The sequence below is a fragment of the Sulfurimonas sp. genome (genome assembly GCF_014859695.1).
GTDB lineage: Bacteria > Campylobacterota > Campylobacteria > Campylobacterales > Sulfurimonadaceae > Sulfurimonas.
This window is the reverse complement of record NZ_JACUTS010000169.1, coordinates 1-1,699: the sequence shown is the minus strand read 5'-3', so window position 1 is coordinate 1,699 and position 1,699 is coordinate 1. Positions and strand designations below refer to the sequence as shown.

General features: G+C 35.7%; 4 protein-coding genes. 1 reads left to right on the top strand and 3 read right to left on the bottom strand.

Going from position 1 to position 1,699, the window contains the following annotated elements; genetic code table 11:
• Positions 1-58: 58 nt before the first annotated feature.
• Together IBX42_RS12400 and IBX42_RS12395 are read right to left on the bottom strand one after the other, a co-directional pair.
• A complete protein-coding gene (locus IBX42_RS12400) occupies positions 59-274 on the bottom strand; it encodes a toxin-antitoxin system HicB family antitoxin (RefSeq protein WP_294933241.1) in 216 nt (71 codons plus the stop codon).
• Positions 271-690: a putative toxin-antitoxin system toxin component, PIN family gene (locus tag IBX42_RS12395; protein ID WP_294933240.1), complete on the bottom strand. Its 420-nt coding sequence runs from the start codon at positions 688-690 to the stop codon at positions 271-273. Before IBX42_RS12395 ends, IBX42_RS12400 begins: the two co-directional genes overlap by 4 nt.
• Positions 691-947: 257 nt before the next feature.
• On the opposite strand from IBX42_RS12395, the gene IBX42_RS12390 reads away from it, so the two are divergent.
• Entirely contained in the window at positions 948-1,136 is a 189-nt protein-coding gene (locus IBX42_RS12390; RefSeq protein WP_294933239.1) for a hypothetical protein, read from the top strand.
• Here IBX42_RS12390 and IBX42_RS12385 read toward each other — a convergent pair.
• Positions 1,126-1,341: a hypothetical protein gene (locus IBX42_RS12385; RefSeq protein WP_294933238.1), complete on the bottom strand. Its 216-nt coding sequence runs from the start codon at positions 1,339-1,341 to the stop codon at positions 1,126-1,128. The two genes, IBX42_RS12390 and IBX42_RS12385, sit on opposite strands and share 11 nt — an antisense overlap.
• Positions 1,342-1,699 lie beyond the last annotated feature (358 nt).

Here is a 1,699-nt window from a genome sequence, read left to right as displayed (position 1 = left end):
AGAGCATGCACAGGAACACCACAGCCATCAGTTGCAATCACAATCTGCTCTTTTGTAGTTAAAAGTAAAACTCTAACTTCTCTAAAATCTGTAATCCTTTTTCAGTACTCCCTTTTGAAGCTTTTATCTCAAATCTTGTTTTAGCATCAAACTGTGCAAGCGCTACTGTTGCAAACTCCTCAAATAGCTTATTTAAGCTAATTCCTTGCTCTTTTGCATATTGTTTTAATCTTTCATGTTTTGAATCTGGTATTCTTAGTGTAACTATACTCATAGCATCTCCTTTATAAAATCCTCGGGTGTTATAATTCTGTGTTTAAAAATCAACTCTGCATTTTTAAAATCTTTGACATTGTAAGTGATGATAGCTTCTGCTCCACTAGCAACTGCTAACTCCACTACAAAGTTATCGTTTTCATCTTTTAAATTTGGTCTCCACATATAGTAAATTTCATTCCATTTACAAGTTGATAGGTAAGCTTCAAAGAGTTCGTTTTGCTCCAATACGCTTAAGGGTGTTAAGTTTTGAATCTTTTTTCTTTTCATGACATCTTCATACTCTCTAAAGAGAGCTTCGCTCATTTGTGGATAAAGCTTTGTTTGGAAAACCAATCTTAGTAGTTCTCTTGCTTTACTATCTTTTTTAATAAGTGCTGCAATCCATACACTTGTATCTATTACTATTTTCATAAAGGAATGATAGCATATATACATTCAAAAATCAACACTCTGGCCATGCTGTTTTAGCCTCATACCAAATATCATAGACGGCAGAGCCTTTAGACAAAAAGAAAACACCTTCGTGCTGCTAAAAAAATATGGCAGGTATTATAGAGCCGCTTTAAAAGATGTAAAAGATAAAGATGAGATATTTGTAGCAAGTCCTACGCCTTAGCGGTGAGTTAGAAGACAAATGGAACATAGAAGCTACAAGTTCGTCAGTAAAAGTGTTTGGGCAAGCCAAAAGCGAAAAAGGGTTTGAATATGGAGCTGTTCATCAGTGGGGTAGCTCTAAAAAGAAGATACCATCAAGAAAGTTTTTACCACTTGATGAAAGTGGAGTGATAGCCCCTAGAGTCTATGAAGAGATAAAAGAGGCAGTAACAAATGAATTTAAAAATTCACTCAACCCCTAAGGGCTTTATGCCTCAGGTCAGCCTCTAGTTCGCCTATGTCCTCGAGGTAGTCGTTATAATCCTTGCTAAAAAGGTCTTCTCTTAAAACCTCTACGGTCATAAACTTTGCGCCACACTCCTCGCAAATACGAAAACGGGTATTGGTAAACCTTTTTTTTGTCCCATACACTCTTGTGTGGGTATTTCCGCATACAGGACAGGTCATCTTATGCCTCTTTTTTGTAGCTATGATTGTTTACCGGGAGTATTTTCTTGAGGTTTCGCACGGCGTTTATCATGATAGTTCACATCTTTTGAGCTATCTTTGGTTCGATGATATAACATCCACTACACCATTCGCCCATATTTGTTACTTTTTGTATAGGACTACAGACAAAACGGCTTTGCTGAGAGAAAAAGCCTATTATTTGTCCAGAAAAGAAAATTTTCTTTAGCGTTATCGATGCCTTCAAAGATGGCACTTATTACTTGTGATTGTGATACAAAACTACTCATTCCAATTTTCCTCTATTTTTTTTCTGCTTTAATTTATAAAAGATATCGTTATTTTTATTGAGTTTTTC